15 protein-coding genes and 1 pseudogene are annotated in these 15,623 nt (G+C 71.9%); 4 read left to right on the top strand and 12 right to left on the bottom strand.

Going from position 1 to position 15,623, the window contains the following annotated elements; translation table 11 throughout:
* Window positions 1-54: 54 nt before the first annotated feature.
* The 3 genes from N4G70_RS18715 to N4G70_RS18705 are packed head-to-tail and all read right to left on the bottom strand — an operon-like array spanning window position 55 to window position 2,049.
* A complete protein-coding gene (locus tag N4G70_RS18715; RefSeq protein ID WP_261713809.1) occupies window positions 55-354 on the bottom strand; it encodes a hypothetical protein in 300 nt (99 codons plus the stop codon).
* Between the two features lie 10 nt (window positions 355-364).
* A complete protein-coding gene (locus tag N4G70_RS18710) occupies window positions 365-1,090 on the bottom strand; it encodes a TetR/AcrR family transcriptional regulator (protein ID WP_261713808.1) in 726 nt (241 codons plus the stop codon).
* Between the two features lie 29 nt (window positions 1,091-1,119).
* On the bottom strand, window positions 1,120-2,049 hold the full coding sequence (locus N4G70_RS18705) for a diiron oxygenase (RefSeq protein ID WP_261713807.1): 930 nt from the start codon (window positions 2,047-2,049) through the stop codon (window positions 1,120-1,122).
* 190 nt (window positions 2,050-2,239) lie between these two features.
* Between N4G70_RS18705 and N4G70_RS18700 the strand changes: the two genes are divergently transcribed.
* Complete coding sequence (locus N4G70_RS18700) at window positions 2,240-3,346, top strand: ferritin-like domain-containing protein (RefSeq protein ID WP_261713806.1); 1,107 nt, start codon at window positions 2,240-2,242, stop codon at window positions 3,344-3,346.
* A 114-nt stretch (window positions 3,347-3,460) separates the two neighbouring features.
* Here N4G70_RS18700 and N4G70_RS18695 read toward each other — a convergent pair whose 3' ends face one another.
* The 7 genes and pseudogenes from N4G70_RS18695 to N4G70_RS18665 form a co-directional block, all read right to left on the bottom strand.
* Window positions 3,461-4,924 (bottom strand): penicillin-binding transpeptidase domain-containing protein, encoded by a 1,464-nt coding sequence (locus N4G70_RS18695; RefSeq protein WP_261713805.1) that lies wholly within the window; start codon window positions 4,922-4,924, stop codon window positions 3,461-3,463.
* Window positions 4,921-6,312, bottom strand: coding sequence for an FtsW/RodA/SpoVE family cell cycle protein (locus N4G70_RS18690; protein ID WP_261713804.1), 1,392 nt, complete (start codon window positions 6,310-6,312; stop codon window positions 4,921-4,923). The genes N4G70_RS18695 and N4G70_RS18690 overlap by 4 nt, the downstream gene beginning before the upstream one ends.
* A gap of 206 nt (window positions 6,313-6,518) precedes the next feature.
* Window positions 6,519-6,752, bottom strand: a pseudogene (locus N4G70_RS18685) (SH3 domain-containing protein); the annotation flags it as partial.
* 208 nt (window positions 6,753-6,960) lie between these two features.
* The gene (locus tag N4G70_RS18680) at window positions 6,961-8,280 is read right to left on the bottom strand and encodes a HAMP domain-containing sensor histidine kinase (protein WP_261713802.1); all 1,320 of its coding nucleotides are present in this window, start codon (window positions 8,278-8,280) and stop codon (window positions 6,961-6,963) included.
* Complete coding sequence (locus tag N4G70_RS18675; protein WP_388723479.1) at window positions 8,277-9,053, bottom strand: hypothetical protein; 777 nt, start codon at window positions 9,051-9,053, stop codon at window positions 8,277-8,279. Before N4G70_RS18675 ends, N4G70_RS18680 begins: the two co-directional genes overlap by 4 nt.
* 33 nt (window positions 9,054-9,086) lie before the next feature.
* Window positions 9,087-9,551 (bottom strand): hypothetical protein, encoded by a 465-nt coding sequence (locus N4G70_RS18670; protein WP_261713801.1) that lies wholly within the window; start codon window positions 9,549-9,551, stop codon window positions 9,087-9,089.
* Window positions 9,552-9,662: 111 nt separating this feature from the next.
* Window positions 9,663-9,968, bottom strand: coding sequence for a zinc ribbon domain-containing protein (locus N4G70_RS18665; RefSeq protein ID WP_261713800.1), 306 nt, complete (start codon window positions 9,966-9,968; stop codon window positions 9,663-9,665).
* A 153-nt stretch (window positions 9,969-10,121) separates the two neighbouring features.
* On the opposite strand from N4G70_RS18665, the gene N4G70_RS18660 reads away from it, so the two are divergent.
* Window positions 10,122-10,919 carry an NERD domain-containing protein gene (locus N4G70_RS18660; RefSeq protein WP_261713799.1) on the top strand — a complete coding sequence of 266 codons (798 nt, stop codon included), beginning with the start codon at window positions 10,122-10,124 and terminating at the stop codon, window positions 10,917-10,919.
* A gap of 28 nt (window positions 10,920-10,947) precedes the next feature.
* Here N4G70_RS18660 and N4G70_RS18655 read toward each other — a convergent pair whose 3' ends face one another.
* Together N4G70_RS18655 and ligD are read right to left on the bottom strand one after the other, a co-directional pair.
* Window positions 10,948-11,853: an ATP-dependent DNA ligase gene (locus N4G70_RS18655; RefSeq protein WP_261713798.1), complete on the bottom strand. Its 906-nt coding sequence runs from the start codon at window positions 11,851-11,853 to the stop codon at window positions 10,948-10,950.
* Window positions 11,850-12,734 carry a non-homologous end-joining DNA ligase gene (gene ligD, locus N4G70_RS18650; RefSeq protein ID WP_261713797.1) on the bottom strand — a complete coding sequence of 295 codons (885 nt, stop codon included), beginning with the start codon at window positions 12,732-12,734 and terminating at the stop codon, window positions 11,850-11,852. Before ligD ends, N4G70_RS18655 begins: the two co-directional genes overlap by 4 nt.
* Window positions 12,735-12,793: 59 nt before the next feature.
* Between ligD and N4G70_RS18645 the strand changes: the two genes are divergently transcribed.
* Together N4G70_RS18645 and N4G70_RS18640 are read left to right on the top strand one after the other, a co-directional pair.
* A complete protein-coding gene (locus N4G70_RS18645; RefSeq protein ID WP_261713796.1) occupies window positions 12,794-13,975 on the top strand; it encodes a Ku protein in 1,182 nt (393 codons plus the stop codon).
* 99 nt (window positions 13,976-14,074) lie between these two features.
* Window positions 14,075-15,157, top strand: a complete 1,083-nt coding sequence (locus N4G70_RS18640) for a PP2C family protein-serine/threonine phosphatase (RefSeq protein WP_399035950.1) — start codon at window positions 14,075-14,077, stop codon at window positions 15,155-15,157.
* The last annotated feature ends 466 nt before the right edge of the window (window positions 15,158-15,623 follow it).

Below are 15,623 nucleotides of genomic sequence, written 5' to 3'. Positions count from 1 at the left end.
GTGGCACGCGGCCTCGTCACAATCCCGGTGGGAGAAGTGAACGGGCTATTCGGCTCACTCGTGCGGCGGCACACCGGTGCGGGGGCTTGCGCCGCCGCCCCTCTTCGTCCATGGCCAGCGGCGCGGCTCCCGGCCCTCGGGTACGTAGGTGTACTTCCAGCCGCGCGGCAGCCCGAGCCGCTTGGTGTGGGAGGCCGGCTCGAGGCGGTAGGCGTACACCGTCGCCGGGCCGCCCCCGGCGTCGGGCACGGGCACCTCGTACCACCGCGGCGGCTTGCCGGTCGGGCCGGTCAGTACCGGCAGGACGCGCCCGTCGAGGGGGCCGCCCACAAAGAGGGTGTTCTCGCTTCGCACCCCCCAAGTCTCACAGCAGGTGGGCCGCCTCGCTCACGACGGGTATCACGCGACGGGCGAGCACCCCGGCCGCGCCCTCGGCCGACTCGTGGGCGAGCGCGCCGCGCACCGCGGCCGCGGTCTGCTCGTCGGTGGCGGCCGTGACGGTGAGCAGCGCCACCAGATGGTCCACCAGCCAGTCGCGCAGCTCGGCCAGCGGCGGCTGCTTGTCCTCGTCCAGCCAGATCAGCGAGGCCGCCTCGACGGCCGCGATCCAGGTGCGCACCATCATCCGGAGCCGGGGGCCCGGCTCGGCCACCTCCAGATGGACCAGGATCTGCTCGGCCGCGGCCCGCCGCACCTCGTCCACGATCGCCGTCGTCCGGGACGTCTCGGCCATGCTGCCGCCCTGGAGCAGCGCCGAGAACCCGGCGTCGTGCTCGTCGACGAACGCGAGGTAGCGGTCCAGGACCCGGGTGAGCCGCTGGGTGAGCGGACCGCTCTGCGCCTCGGCGAAGCACAGCTCCAGCTCGTCGGCGGCCGAGCGCAGCGCGGCCTCGTACAACTGCTGCTTGCCGCCCGGGAAGTAGCGGTAGACCAGCGGCCGCGAGACGCCCGCCGCCTCGGCCACGTCGTCGAGCGACACGTCCTCCGGCGCCCGGTGCGCGAAGAGCGACAGGGCCGCGCCGAGGAGCTGGACGCGACGCTCCTCGACGCTGAGCCTGCGGTACGCGGGGGTGGCGGCGGGGGAGGTCATACAGGCAGCGTAATCCCCCTGAACGGGCTTTACGCCAGGAGTCCCGAGCTCTTCCACAGCCGCCGGCTGACCCCGTTCATCACGCCTATGTCGTCGAGGAATTCGGTCAGGCGGCTCGCGCCGCTCTGCATCACCTCGCGGCGGTGGCAGCTCGCCTTCACCTGGGCGACGGCCTCGCGCCGGTCCAGGCCGACGTTCTCGTACACCTGCGGGTTGACGAAGCAGGTGGCGAAGACGCGGGCCGCCTCGCCGCAGCTGAGCCGGGTCAACTCCCGTTCCCAGCGCGGCGCGGAGACCATCTGGCGCCTCAACTCCTCGCGGGCGTACCGGACATGGCGCGCCTCCTCGACGACGTGGATGCGGGTGACGCCGCGCACGATGGGCTGGATGCGCTCGTCCGGGAAGGTCAGGCGCTGCATCCAGTCCAGGATCTCCTCGCCGAGCAAGGTCGCGGCGAACGAACCAGGCGTGGTGGAGACGGTCTTCAGGACGCGCGCGAGGTTGTGGTAGACGCGCGGCACCTGGTACGTCGGCGCCCCGCCCTTCTTGATCATGCGGGCGAACATCATCGAGTGGCGGCACTCGTCGGCTATCTCGGTGAGCGCGTACCGGACGTGGTTGCTGGTGAGCGACTTGTCGTAGATGTGCCGTACGAGGAGCTGCATCAGGATGATCTCGAACCAGATCCCGAGCGAGGCGAGCGAGGCGGCCTCGTGGCGGGCCAGGTCCATGCGCTGGTCCTCGGACATCCTGCGCCACAGCGGGGTGTCGTACAGGGACAGGAGCTCCGGCGGCCAGAACCACTTCCCGTCCTCGACGGGCGCGTCCCAGTCCAGCTCCTTGTCGGGGTCGAAGGAGTGCTTGGCGGACGATTCGAGCAGCCGCTCGGCGACCTGCTCGCGGTCCCTGAGCAGGCCGAGTGCGTCGCGGAGCACTTCGCGTTCGGTCACGGTTGTCATGGCGACGGGCACCTCGTGGCTGGGTTACCTGGGGTCACTCGTTATGAGACTCCCTGTCAGCAAGCTCGTCAATCCCTTGCGCGCGACTTGTTGACCCCGCGTCTACCGCCGTGTGAACCTGCCAACTGCACAACGGTGTGCAGTAGTTGAGTCGCCGGACGACGCCGTCCGCGAGGCGAAGGAGCCGCACGTGTCGACGCACGACCTCTATGTGAAGGCCCCGCAGGAACCCCACTGGCAGGTGCCGGCCTCCGGCTCGGCCCGCTTCAGCTGGGACTACGACGACGGGCGCGACCGGCTCCTTGCCCTCTACCAGAAGGGCAAGGACAAGCAGTGGGACGGCGCCAAGCGCATCGACTGGTCCCTGGAGGTCGACCCCTACGATCCGCTGGGCACCCCGGACGAGGCGATGACCCTGTACGGCACCCCGTACTGGGCCAAGATGACCGACCGGGACAAGGGCGAGCTGCGTCTGCACTACACCTCCTGGCAGTTCAGCCAGTTCCTGCACGGGGAGCAGGGCGCGATGGTGTGCGCCGCCCGCATCGTGGAGTCCGTGCCCGACCTGGACGCCAAGTTCTACTCGGCCACCCAGACCATGGACGAGGCCCGGCACGCCGAGATCTACGGCCGCTTCCTGCACGAGAAGCTCGGCATGCTCTACCCGATCAACGACAACCTCCAGGCGCTGCTCGGCGACACCCTGCGCGACTCCCGCTGGGACATGCCCTACCTCGGCATGCAGGTCCTCATCGAGGGCCTGGCGCTCGCCGCCTTCGGCATGATCAGGGACACCACGGACAAGCCGCTGCCCAAGCAGATACTGGCGTACGTCATGCAGGACGAGGCCCGGCACGTGGCCTTCGGCCGCATGGCGCTGCGCGACTACTACCAGCAGCTCTCCGACGCGGAGCTGAAGGAGCGCGAGGAGTTCGTCATCGAGGGCTGCTACTTGATGCGCGACCGGCTGCGCGGGGTGGAGGTCCTGGAGAACTTCGGCATCCCGAAGAAGGAGGCCGAGCGGCTCAGCGAGGAGAGCGAGTTCCTGCACCTGTTCCGCAAGCTGCTCTTCAGCCGCATCGTGCCCTGCGTCAAGGACATCGGCCTGTGGGGCGAGCGCCTTCAGAAGGCCTATCTGGACATGGGCGTCTTCGACCTCGGCGACTCCAACCTGGACCTCCTGATGTCCCAGGACGAGGAGATCGCCGAACAGCTCGACAAGGAGCGCTTCGCCGAGGAGGAGGCGGCTCGGGTGGCGGAGGTGGAAGGGGCGATCGCCGAGGGCGCCGCGTCCTGACGGCGGGGTGCGCCGGTCGCGGCGGGCGGCGTCCCCGGCGCGACCGGGCGTCGCAGGCGCCCCTTTGGACGCGATCGGCTCCGGCCCCCCGGCGGGCACCGGCCGGGCCCGGGATCACGGCGTGCCCGCCAGCGCCGCCTCCATCACCGCCTTCGCGATCGGCGCCGCGTCGCCGCCGCCGCTGATGTCGCCCCGGTTCGCCGACGCGTCCTCGACGACCACCGCGACCGCCACGGCCGGGCGGACCGCGCCCTCCGCCTGGGCCCAGGAGATGAACCAGGCGTACGGGCTGCCGATGTTGCCGACGCCGTTCTGCGCGGTGCCGGTCTTGCCGCCGACCGTCGCCCCCGCGATCGCCGCGCTGGTGCCGGTGCCGGTCCGCACCACGTCGATCATCATCTGCCGCAGCCGCATCGCCGTTGCCGGGTTCATCGCGCGCTGATAGGTCCGCGGCCGGGTGGTGGACACGGTGGTGCCGCGCGAGGTGGTCGTACGGTCCACGAGATAGGGGTACTTGAGGTCCCCGCCGTTGGCGACCGCCGCCGAGACCATCGCCATCTGGAGCGGGGTGGCCGTCGTGTCGAACTGGCCGATGGAGGACAGGGCGAGCTGGTCGGGGCTCATCCTGGTGTCGAAGTTGGACTTGGCGACCCCCGAGGGGATCCGCAGTCCCGTGTCGTTGAAACCGAACCTGCGCACCGCCTCCAGCATGTGGGGCAGCCCCACCTTCACCCCGAGGTTCGCCATCACCGTGTTGCAGGAGACGGTGACCGCGTACGCCAGCGACGCGTTGCCGCAGCCGCTCGCCTCGTTGGGGAGCGTGGTGCTGGTGTTCGGCAGCACATAGGGATCGGGTGTGTCGGTCGGCGCGTCCACATCGGTGACCACCCCCGCGTCGAGCGCGGCCGCCGCCGTCACGATCTTGAAGGCTGAGCCGGGCGGATACGTTCCCCGGATCGCCCGGTTCAGCATGGGCTGATCGGCGTCCCTGGTCAGCCGCGACCAGGCGCTCTCCACCGCCCGGCCGGTCCCGGACAGCACGCCGGGCTCGTAGGAGGGGCTGCTGACCAGCGCCAGGATTTTGCCCGTCGCGGGTTCGAGAGCCGCGACCGCGCCCTTCTTGCCGCCCAGGCCCGCGTAGGCGGCCTGCTGCATCGACGCCTTGATGGTAGTGACGGCCCGCCCGCCGGAGTGCCGCCCGCGCGTGAGGTCGTTCCACAGCGGGAACACCGACAGGAGCGAGGAGGTGCCCGACAGGACGGCGTCCTCCGCGTTCTCCACCAGCGTCGTGCCGTACGTCTGCGAGGCGTATCCGGTGACGGGCGCGTACAGCGGCCCGTTCTTGTACGTCCGCTCGTACCGCAACTGCTGGCCGCTGTCCCGCGAGCCGGTGACGCTCTCGTCCCCGACCACGATGGCGCCGCGCGGCTGGTGGTAACGGGCAATGGCCAGGCGGCGGTTGGCGGGATTGGCGTCGAGCGCGTCGGCCTCGAAGACCTGGACGCGCGCCGCGTTCACCAGGAGCGCCACGAGCAGGACGAGACAGAACGCGGCCGCCCGACGGATGTACCGGGTCACTTGACCGTCCCCTCCACCGACGCTTCGGGCCGTGCGATGACACCCGTCTCGACCACGGGCAGGGGCCGGCGGGCGGAGTCGCTGATCCGGATGAGCAGCGCCACGATGATCCAGTTGGTGACCACGGACGAACCGCCCTGCGCCAGGAACGGCATCGCCATGCCGGTGAGCGGGATCAGCCCCATCACGCCGCCCGCGATCACGAACACCTGGAGCGCCAGGATCGAGGCGAGCCCGATGGCGAGCAACCGCCCGAACGGGCTGGGCAGACTGAGCCCGGCCCGGTAGCCGCGGGCCACGAGCAGCGCGTAGAGCAGGAAGATCGCGGTCAGCCCGGACAGGCCGAGCTCCTCGCCCGCGGTGGCCAGGATGAAGTCGGACTTGGCGGCGAAACCGATCAGCACCGAGTGGCCGAGGCCGAGGCCCGCGCCGAGGGTGCCGCCGGCCGCGAAGGCGAACAGCGACTGGGCCAGCTGGCTGGGGCCGAGGCCCGCCTCGATGGTGGCGTACGGGTTCAGCCAGTCGGTGACCCGGGCGTGCACATGCGGTTCGAACAGGGCGACCGCGGCCGCGCCGGCCGAGGCCAGCAGCAGGCCCACCGCGATCCATCCGATGCGCCCGGTCGCCACGTACAGCATGATCACGAAGAGCCCGAAGAAGAGCAGCGAGGTGCCCAGGTCGCGTTCGAGGACCAGGACGCCGACGCTCAGGAGCCACACCGTCACGATCGGGCCGAGCACCCGTCCGGTGGGCAGTTGGAGCCGCCAGATCCGGCGGCCGGTGTACGCCAGCGCGTTGCGGTTGGCCGCGAGGTGGGCGGCGAAGAACAGGGCGAGCAGGATCTTGGCGAACTCCGCGGGCTGGAAGGAGAGGCCGGCCGCCCTGACCCAGATCTTGGCGCCGTTGACCGGGGGGAACAGGATCGGTACGAGCATGAGGACCAGGGCCGCCGCCATCGAGAGATAGGCGTAGCGCTGGAGCACGCGGTGGTCGCGCAGCACCAGGACGACGACGAGGAACAGGCCCACCCCCAGCGTCGACCAGACCAGTTGGGCGGGGGCCGCCCGGCTGCCCGGCGTCGCGAGGTCCAGGCGGTAGATCAGCACCAGGCCGAGCCCGTTGAGCAGCACCGCGATCGGCAGCAGCAGCGGGTCGGCATAGGGGGCGCGGAAGCGGACCACGAGGTGGGTGAGGAGCGCCAGCAGACCGAGCCCGGCCCCGTACCGCGCGGCGTCGGGCGGCACCGTGCCGGTGCGGGCGAGCCCGACGTCCACATAGCCGAGCACCACGACCAGGACGGCACCGACGAGCAGGAAGAGTTCGACGCCCCGCCGCTTGGGGAGACGGAGCTCGGGCGGGAGGGCGTCCGCCGCCGACGGTGCGGTCATGCCACGCAACGTAGCAAGCCGGGCGCTTATGTCGGTGTATGTCGTGAGGTGCCGGGCGGAATCGATGACGGCCCGTCAAACCCGCTGCGCGCGGGCCGTGTCATGACGCGCGGCCGCCGCCCCGCCCGCGCTTCGGCCGCGCACGGGGTGCCGGCGCGGGACGGCCGGGTTCGCGATCGCGATCCCGGCCCGCGGTCGGCGGCGGCTCAGCACCAGCGCGGCACGGCCCCGATGTTGTCGATGTAGTAGGCCGAGCCCCACGCCCAGGTGCCGTCGGTGAGCAGGTACCAGCGGTCGTTTCCGTTGACCCGGTCGCCGCCGGTCTTGCAGAAGATGTGCACGATCGAGCCGTACGCGGCCTTGCCGACGATCCTGCTGCCGCGGGTGGGCCGGTCGCGCAGGATCAGGCCGCCCTTGGCGGTGACCCGGCCCTTGTACTCCTGGTGTGCGGACTGATCGGCCGCGGCGGGGGAGGTGGTGGCGAGAACGGCCGCGGCGCCGGTGGCAACGCAGAGGGCGAGTGCGGCAAGGGGGGAACGCGGGAACATCGTGCCTCCTGGAACGGGGCGGGGCCGCGGGTGAGCGACCCTCAGTTCGCTTGCCTCACACTAAATTCGCGCGTTGTGGACCGCAAAGCGTGACGAGGTGTCACGCGCCGTGCGGGGCGCCTTCCCCGGTGGGCGTTTCCAGGTCGGCGTACTCGGGGAGTTCGAGCCGGGCCACCGCTCCGCCGTCCGGGGCGTTGCTGAAGGTGAGCTCCGCGCCGATCACGGCGGCCTGGCCCACCGCGATGGTCAGTCCGAGGCCGTGTCCCTTGCTTCCGGCATCCGTGCGAAAACGCTGCGGCCCGTGGTCGAGGAGGTAGTCCGGATAGCCGGTGCCGTGGTCGCGCACCGTCACGACGGGGCCGTGCACGGTCAGCTCGACCGGGGCCTTGCCGTGCCGGTGGGCGTTGGCCACCAGATTGCCGACGACCCGCTCCAGGCGGCGCTTGTCGGTCTCCACGCAGGCATCGCGTACGACCGTCACGGTGGTGTCCGCCTCGGCGGTCCCCGACGCGACGGAGGCGCGCACCACCCGCTCGACCACCGGGGCGAGCTGCTGGAGGTCGAGGTCGACCGTCTCGCTGCCCGCGTCCAGGCGGGATATCTCCAGGAGGTCCTCGGTGAGCGAGCGCATCGCCCGCACCCGGTCCCGTACGAGCTCGGCGGGCCGTCCCTCCGGCAGCAGCTCGGCCGCCGCGTGCAGGCCGGTCAGGGGGGTGCGCAGCTCGTGCGCCACGTCCGCGGTGAAGCGCTGTTCGCTGAGGAGTTTGCCCTGGAGCGTGGAGGCCATCGTGTCCAGGGCCCCGGCGACGGTGGCCACCTCGTCCTGGGGGCGCGAGGGGTCCTTGGTCCGGGGGTCGTTGACGCGGGCGTCGAGGTCGCCCGCGTCGATCCTGCGGGCCACCGTCGCCGTCTGGTGCAGCCGCCGGGTGACCCGGGTGACCGCGAAGACGCCGACCAGCAGGGTCGCGCCGATGGCCAGGATGGACGAGCCGAGGATCGCCTTGTCCAGGCCGTTGATGGTGCGGGCGCTCTGGGTGTAGTCGATCTCGGCGGCCAGCGCCTTGCCGTCGGCCGGGCCCGCGGCCCACATGGTGGGGCGGCCGTTGTCGTCGTCGACCAGGGTGCCTCGCTTGCCGGAGAGGGCGAGGGCGCGCAGCGAGGCGGGGAGCTGGGGCGGGTCGAGGCCGGAACCCGGCGGCAGCTGTTCGCCCGCCTCGTACATCAGGGTGACGTCCGTGAGCCGGTCGAGTGCCTTGCCGCGGGCCTCGCCCACGGTCTGCCGGGTCACCGACACATGCACCAGGACGCCGAGCAGCGCGGCGAGCGCGCAGCACATCACGGTGATGAACACCGCGGCCTTCCAGGTGAGGGTGGCGGTCCAGGCGGGCAGCGGCAGCCGGGGCGTCCGGGGGAGTCTCATGGTGCGTCCGCCGTGGGGGTGGCCGACGGGCTCGCCGTCGACGGCTTCTTCTTCGGCGACGGCGGTATCTGCCCGGCGCCGGTCGGTGCGGGGTGCTTGCCGCCCGGTTTGTTCCGGACGATCTCGTCCCGGGTGGGGAGCATCGCCTGCTGGTGGTCGTCCCAGGACCACGCGGTGCGGTACTCGTACCCCGACATGCCCGTCGCGACCGACCGCAGGATCACGTCGCGCCCGGCCAGGTCCACGCTGATGATCTGGTCGACGGTGGACATGATGCGGATCAGGCCGCCGTCCTTGGCCGGCATGTAGCAGCGCACCGCGAGGTTCTGGTCCGGCATCCGGATGCCGAGGATGAGCTCGTCCCTGCCGTCCCCGGTCAGGTCCCGGTAGTACGGCTTGAGGACCGGGCAGCCGGCCGGCTTCTGCTTGCAGGTGGCGAGCTGGCGAACCGTTTCGTCGTACAGGCCGTCCTCGCCGCTGTAGGTGTTCGGGTGCGCCTTCACCTCGGCCTGCACCACGGCGACGGGGTTCAGCTTGTGCACGTCGCCGCCGGTCACCTTGATGCCGGGCACCTGCTCGGTGTCGGTCTCGCCGTAGTCGTTGGGCGTCGCGGTCGCGGGCGGCAGGCCCGGCCACAGGTGGATGGGCCCGACGGCGGTCGGCGTCGCGCCCGAACTCTCCAGCTGGCCCGCGCCGCCGCAGCCGGACAGCACCAGGGCACCCACTGCGGTCAGCAGGGGTGCCAGGAGGGCGGTGCGGCGCTGGCGGATCAAGGTGCTCCTGTCGTGCGGGAACCCCAGGTTATTTCACCGTCCGCCGGGGCTCCGCCGGAGCCCCGGCGGTCTGTCGGGCCTCGACGAGGTCGGCGTAGAAGATGATGCGTAGTGCGCGACCAGCACCGCGGCCCCCTTCTCGCCCGGGGTGACGCTGCCGGTGTACCAGCCGGCCTGCTCGGCCCGGTCCACCGGCGGCACCTCCAGCTCCCGCGCCGAGTCCACCCCGAGCCGCAGCACCGGGCCCGCGTCGACCCCCGCGGACGGGATGACGAGCCGGGTCGGCTCGGCGGCCGCCATCGGGCCGACGGCCGTCCTCGCCCTCGGGGCGGCGGCATCGCGCACCTGGATGTCGGGCGTCTTGGCCACCGGCTCGGGGGCGCAGGCCAGCAGTCCGCCGCCCAGGGCGAGCGCGAGCGCGGAGGAGACCGCGAGCCCCGCCGTGCGGGGTCGTGCGGTGCGGGTCCGTGCGATGCGCGGCGGGGTGGGCGTCGTCATGGGTATGACGCTGAATGTCCGCTGTTGCGGCCTTGCCGCGCCCGGGTGACAGCTCGCCGTAGAGGAGCGGGCGATGCTGTCACCGCGCGCTGGACCGCCGTGCGGCCCGTCCTACTGCTGGTACGGGTTCTGGCCCTGCATCTGGCCGGGCTGCGGCTGCTGGCCGTACGCCTGCTGCGGCGCGACCGGCTGGGCGAGGAGGCCCTCGGCCTGCTCCTTGGTGATCTGCTGCTCAAGACCGCAGAACGTGCACTGCGTACGGAACTTCGTCGAGAACGGGAACAGCGGAACGAAGAACAGCGTGAACTTCGTGACGTACTTGCGCAGCGAGTGCGCGGAAGGATTGCCGCAGTTTCCGCACACGAGCGTGAGCATCGCGAGCTGGTAGAGATAGCCGCGGGTGCCAAAGATGATCATTGAGTGTTTCCCCTCCCGGAATGCCTGGTCTTCGTCGCGCGTAAGTGTCGTGGTCATGACCGCCCTGCGTCCATCGCGTTGTGAGACGCCCCCACGACTTATTGCCCTCACGGGCACGGGCTGTTCCCATGGTCGGGGTGGGGTGATGGGGCTATGGCAGGACTGCGGGTCACACCGGTACACCGGCACGGACAGGCGCGACTGTACGTCAGCCTCCCGGACGGGCGCAGCGTCGCCTGGTACGACCGCGACACCGGACGCGTATCGCTGCTGCTCGACGACCACCGGGACGAGGTGCTCGCCGCGCTGCGCCCGTACGTGGTCGGGGAACCCCTCGTCGGGCCGCCACCCGTGCCGACCGCCACCGACCTGGCCCGGCTCGGCCTGCACCCCGACGACGACCTCGCGCCCAACCGGCCGGCCGAGGCCCTCCTCGGCGAGCTGGAGCGGAACGGGGGCGCCCACCGGCTGCGGGCCGATCCGCGCCGCCGGGACCTCGCCGCCCAACAGGCCACCGGGGCCGCGCTCGACCGGCTCGACGGCGCGGGCTGGCGGGTCCTGCACTCGGTGCCGCTGCCCGGCAACGCCACCCTCCACCACCTGCTCATCGGGCCCGCGGGCGCGCTCGCGGTGCGCTCCCTGCACGCCCGGCGCCACCGGGTGCGGATCGCCGACCCGCTGGTCGCGGTGGGCAGGGCGGCCCCGTCACCTCTGCTGCGCACCGCCCGACACGACGCCGAACGCGCCTCCCTGGCCCTCGCGGCGGCGGTGCGCGCGGTCGTCGTCCTGGTCGGCGCCGAGCGGGTGGAACGCGGCCCGGCGCCCGACGTCAGTGTCCTGAGGGACACCGAGATTCCGGACCTCGCCCACCGCGGCGGCGTCCTCAAACCGGCCGACGTGGAGTCCCTGTACTGGACCGCCCGGGACCGCAGGACCTGGCTGCGCGCCTGAACGCCCCTGGACCGGCACCCGCCCCGGCTCAGCCCCCCGCCCCGCGCAGCCGCAGGACCACCGCCCCCACGTGCCGCGTCGTCGCCCACTCCACCTCCGCGAGCAGCCCCGGGCCGACCGCCCGGTAGTCCACCTCGCCCAGACCCGCCGCCACCGCCGTGCCGCCGCCCTCGGCCACGAGCGGGGCGAGCGCACGGCCCGCCTCCGCGCGCAGGGCGGCCGGCAGCGGACTCGACACCACCGGCACGTCGTCGCCGGGCAGCACCAGGACCAGCGCGGCCGGGCGGGCCGGGCTGCCGGTGTGGCCGATGACCACCGCCTCCCGGGTGTCGGTGTGCCGCACCTTGCGCCAGGCGCGGTGCCCCGACCGGTACGGGGCGTTCAGACGCTTGGCGACCAGCCCCTCGATCCCGCTCGCCGGCAGCGTCTCGTACCAGGTCAGCGCCGTCTCCACCGAGGTGGTCATCGGCACCGCCTGGAGCGGCGGTCCCAGCGGGCCGAGCACCTCGACGAGCCGGGCCCGCCTCACCTCGTACGGCTCGGCCCGCAGATCCCGGCCCGCCTCCGCGAGCAGATCGAAGGCGGCGTACGAGGCGGGCAGGCGGCGGGCCAGCAGAGGAGCGCGGGCCGGGGTCGCGGCGGCCCGGCGCTGGACGGCCGCGAAGTCGGTACGCCCCTGCGTCCACACCACCACCTCCCCGTCCAGCACGGTCCCCGGCGCCAACTCCCTTGCCGCGTCGGCCAGATCGGGAAAGGCGGCGGTGATGATCCGCCCCGAGCGGGCCTGGAGCACCACCCGCTCCGCGGTGCGGAACACCACCATCCGGTGACCGTCGAACTTCGGCTCGTACGCCCAGCCCGCCCCGCGCGGCAGCGTGCCCACCGCCTCGGCGAGGGCGACGGAGAGCGGCGGGCGCGGCGCCTCGGCGCTCATGGCAGCCGGCCCGCTCCGTCGGGGTCGGAGAGGGGGGCGAGCAGATCACCGTCCCGCTCCAGACGGGGGCCGATGTCACCGATCAGAAACGCCAGCTCCGCAGGGTCGGTACACGCCTCGACCTCCGCCCAGGACACCGGCGCGGACACCGTCGGACGGTCCTTGGCGCGCACCGTGTAGGGCGTCGCCGTCGTCTTCGCCGCCGCGTTCTGGCTGAAGTCGACGAACACCTTCCCGGGCCGCAGCGCCTTGGCCATCTTGTGCGTGACCAGCCCGGGCAGCTCCGCCTCCGCCTCCCTGGCCAGCTTCTTCGCGTACGCCGAGACCTGCGCGGAAGGGGTCGGCTCCAGCGCCGAGAGCAGGTGCAGCCCCTTGGACCCCGACGTCTTGGCGTAGGCGCTCAGCCCGTCCGCCGCGAGCCGGTCCCGCAGCCACCGCGCCACCGTGCAGCACTCGACGATGCTCGCGGGCTCTCCCGGGTCGAGGTCGAGCACCAGCCGGTCGGCCTGCCCGGGAGCCCCGGCCCGCCACTGCGGGGTGTGGAACTCCACCACGAGGTTCGCGGCCCACATCAAGGTGGCCAGATCCGACACCACGACCTGGCGGGCCGCCTTGTCCTCGGTGCGCGGCACCTCGGCGGTCTTCACCCACGTGGGGGTGCCCGGCGGCGGATTCTTGGTGAAGAAGCGCTGGCCGCCCGGACCGTCGGGGAAGCGCAGGAACGACACGGGACGATCGTCGAGCTGGGCCAGGAGCGGGCCCGAGACCGAGGCGCAGTAGTGCAGCAACTCGCCCTTGGTGGTGCCGGTGGCCGGGTAGAGCACCTTGTCCAGGTTCGACAGGGCCACCCGCCGCCCCTCCACCTCCGTGATCGGCGTCATACGATGAGAGTCCCACGAACCACACGAACCACACTCTTCGGGGGCGAAGAGGAGAAAACGTGCGATCCATCTGGAACGGTGCGATTTCGTTCGGCCTGGTCAGCATTCCGATCAAGCTCGTCAACGCCACCGAGAACCACTCGATCTCGTTCCGCCAGATCCACACCGAGGACGGCGGCCGGGTCCGCTACCGCAAGGTGTGCGAGCTGGACGGCGAGGAGCTGAGCACCGACGAGATCGGCAAGGCGTACGAGGACGCCGACGGCTCGATGATCCCCATCACCGACGCCGACCTGGCCTCGCTGCCGCTGCCCACCGCCAAGACGATCGAGATCGTCGCGTTCGTACCGGCCGACTCGATCGACCCCCTCCAGATGGACGCCGCGTACTACCTCTCCGCCAACGGGGTGCCGGCCGCCAAGCCGTACACGCTGCTGCGCGAGGCCCTCAAGCGCAGTCGGAAGGTCGCCATCGCCAAATTCGCGCTGCGCGGACGTGAGCGGCTCGGCATGCTCCGGGTGGTGGACGACGTGATCGCGATGCACGGGCTGCTCTGGCCGGACGAGATCCGGGCCTCCGAGGACGCCGCCCCCGAGGCCGACGTCAGCGTCCGCGAGGCCGAACTCGACTTGGCGGACGCCCTGATGGACACCCTCGGCGAGGTCGACATGTCGACCCTGCACGACGACTACCGGGCCGCCGTCGAGGAGCTCATCGCGGCCAAGGCCGACGGCGCGGTCCCCACGGCGGAACCCGCTCCCGCCGCCAAGGGCGGCAAGGTCATCGACCTGATGGCCGCCCTGGAGAACAGCGTCAAGGCCGCGAAGGCCGCCCGTGGCGAGGACGGCGGCGAGAGTGGGGAAGGGCAGGGCGACGGCGAGGCGGACGGTGACGAGGTCGCCGAGGTCACCGAGCTGAGTTCGCGCAAGGCGACGTCGCGCAAGTCCGCGCCGGCGAAGAAGACGACGTCCAGGACCACGGCGAAGAAGTCCTCGGAGTCCAAGTCGGCCCCGGCGAAGTCCACCCAGAGCAAGACCTCACAGACGAAGACCGCACCGGGCAGAGCCACGCAGACCAAGACCTCACAGGGCAGGAAGAGCACCGCCGGCAAGGCGACCACCGCCGCCAAGAAGTCCGCCGCGGCGAACCCCAAGTCCACCGGCGCGAAGAAGTCCACCTCCACCACCGCGAAGAAGACGGCCGCCAAGAAGACGACCCCCCGCAAGCGCGCCAGCGCCTGACCTTCGCGGCGGGCGCGCGGCCTCGATTCGGTAACGGAAGGGTTGCGGCGCACCCCTGATGGCGAAATGGATGCCCAAGGGTGTGAAAGGGGTGCGGCCATGGTGCGCAGAACCGTCGAAGGCCACACCCGTACCGAGGAGCAGGCCGTCCCCGACGTCCTGTGGGTGCTGCCGTACGCGGTGATGGCGCTGGTCGTCGTGGCCAACCTGATCGCGGGCCCCACCGTCGGACTGCTGCCGCTGGTCTCCCTCGGCCCCGCCTTCGCCGGCCTCGTCGGAGGCTGGCGGCGCACCGTCCTCGTCGGGCTGATCGCGCTCGTGGCCGGGGTCGGGCTCGGGATATACAGCCAGCTCTTCGAGGAGCGCCGGGGCTATGCGTCGCTCGCCGCCGTCGCCGGGGTGACCGCCGTGGGCGTGGCCGGCAGCGTGATGCGCCAGCGCCGCGAGGCCGAACTCGCCGGCATGCGCTCCATCGCCGAGGTCGCCCAGCGCGTCCTGCTGCGCCCGGTGCCACGCAGCGCGGGCCATCTGCGCGCGGCGGTCTCGTACACCTCGGCGGTCGCGGAGGCCCGGATCGGCGGAGACCTGTACGAGGTGGTGTCGTCGCCCGAAGGAGTACGGGTGATCATCGGGGATGTGCAGGGCAAGGGCCTCGAATCGGTGGAGACGGCGGCCGTGGTCCTTGGCGCGTTCCGGGAGGCGGCGCACGACGAACCGGACCTGAAGGGGGTCGGCGCGCGCATCGAACGGGCGGTGGGCCGGGCCCTTGAGGGCGAGAAGTTCGTCACCGCGATCATCGCCGAACTCGACCCCGCGAACGGGGCGGTGTTCCTCAACTACGGCCATCCGCCTCCCCTGTTGGTACGCGCCGACGGCTCGGTGTCCTTCCCCGAACCCGACCAGTACGCGCTGCCGCTCGGCCTGGGACTCGGCTCGGGAGAGGGCCCGAGGCCCTTCCGGGTCGCCTTCGCCCCCGGCGACCAGCTCCTCCTCTACACCGACGGCGTCACCGAGGCCCGCGACCGCACCGGCGCCTTCTACCCCCTGGGCGCCCGCACCCTCTTCCTGAAGGACCCCGACCCCGAGGCCGCCCTCGAGGCCCTGAGGCGCGACCTCATCCTCCATACGGAGGGCCCCCTGCACGACGACGCGGCGATGCTGCTGCTCCGCCATCGCGAGTAGCGGGGCCCCTCGCGAGTAACGGCCCGGCCTCGGTCGGCAACCGACCCGGCCCCGGTCGCGGGGCGCCCCCGGGGCTCACGGCGGACCTGGGCGGCGAGCACCGGCTCCGCTTCCTCCCATGGGGGCGTTCCCGCGCCGGGGGAGCCGTCGTGTAGTGTTCTCCGAGTTGTCGTGCAGCCGGGACGGTTCCGCGACGACCATCCGCCGCAGAGAATTCTGCGGCACCCCCCAACTCAGCTAGACCCCCGGCCGGGGTGAATTCGGCATGCCGAATTCCCTTTATGGCCGGTCCGGAGACTCGATTACGAATCACCGGAAGGTTCCGCTAGAGTTCGGGACGTCGAAACGGCCCAACCGCCGGGAAGACAACCCGATTTCGACCGGGAATCAGGCCCGAAAGGATCTGATAGAGTCGGAGCCGCCGGAAAGGGAAACCCGAGAGGGAGAACCGGAAAGGCGCCGAGGA

This window comes from Streptomyces sp. ASQP_92, assembly GCF_025399895.1.
GTDB lineage: Bacteria > Actinomycetota > Actinomycetes > Streptomycetales > Streptomycetaceae > Streptomyces.
This window is presented reverse-complemented; position numbering and strand designations above follow the sequence as displayed.

Coding starts and splice junctions, on each gene's coding strand:
- N4G70_RS18710 (WP_261713808.1), bottom strand. CDS start 1,090: ATGACCTCCCCCGCCGCCACCCCCGCGTACCGCAGGCTCAGCGTCGAG.
- N4G70_RS18705 (WP_261713807.1), bottom strand. CDS start 2,049: ATGACAACCGTGACCGAACGCGAAGTGCTCCGCGACGCACTCGGCCTG.
- N4G70_RS18690 (WP_261713804.1), bottom strand. CDS start 6,312: ATGACCGCACCGTCGGCGGCGGACGCCCTCCCGCCCGAGCTCCGTCTC.
- N4G70_RS18680 (WP_261713802.1), bottom strand. CDS start 8,280: ATGAGACTCCCCCGGACGCCCCGGCTGCCGCTGCCCGCCTGGACCGCC.
- N4G70_RS18670 (WP_261713801.1), bottom strand. CDS start 9,551: ATGACGACGCCCACCCCGCCGCGCATCGCACGGACCCGCACCGCACGA.
- N4G70_RS18665 (WP_261713800.1), bottom strand. CDS start 9,968: ATGATCATCTTTGGCACCCGCGGCTATCTCTACCAGCTCGCGATGCTC.
- N4G70_RS18660 (WP_261713799.1), top strand. CDS start 10,122: ATGGCAGGACTGCGGGTCACACCGGTACACCGGCACGGACAGGCGCGA.
- N4G70_RS18655 (WP_261713798.1), bottom strand. CDS start 11,853: ATGAGCGCCGAGGCGCCGCGCCCGCCGCTCTCCGTCGCCCTCGCCGAG.
- ligD (WP_261713797.1), bottom strand. CDS start 12,734: ATGACGCCGATCACGGAGGTGGAGGGGCGGCGGGTGGCCCTGTCGAAC.
- N4G70_RS18640 (WP_399035950.1), top strand. CDS start 14,075: ATGGTGCGCAGAACCGTCGAAGGCCACACCCGTACCGAGGAGCAGGCC.